We start from the raw sequence: 239 nt of genomic DNA, 5'->3' as shown, positions 1-239 counted from the left end.
CGGCGAATATGGTGGGCGTAGGCATGCTCGCGGGTGCTGGCGATGGCCTGATCCAGACAGCGCATGCCGCTGTCCCCCGTCCAGAAGAATTCCGGCAGGTTGCGGCTGGCTTCCAGCCGGTTCTCGCGCTTGTAGCCGGGCATGCGCGTCCAGTAGATGCCGCGCACATATTCGCGCCAGCCGAGTATCTGGCGAATGAACCCCTCCGCCGAGTTGATCGGCACCTCACCGCGCCGCCA

1 pseudogene is annotated in these 239 nt (G+C 65.7%); it reads right to left on the bottom strand.

Annotation, left to right across the window (positions count from 1 at the left end):
* Window positions 1-239, bottom strand: a pseudogene (locus R0J88_RS23195) (cryptochrome/photolyase family protein); the annotation flags it as partial.

Origin of the sequence: Pseudoalteromonas sp. SIMBA_162 (assembly GCF_046535955.1) — a bacterium.
Lineage (GTDB): Bacteria > Pseudomonadota > Gammaproteobacteria > Enterobacterales > Alteromonadaceae > Pseudoalteromonas > Pseudoalteromonas marina.
Note: the sequence above shows the minus strand (reverse complement) of the source record. Positions and strands in the feature narration are given on the sequence as shown.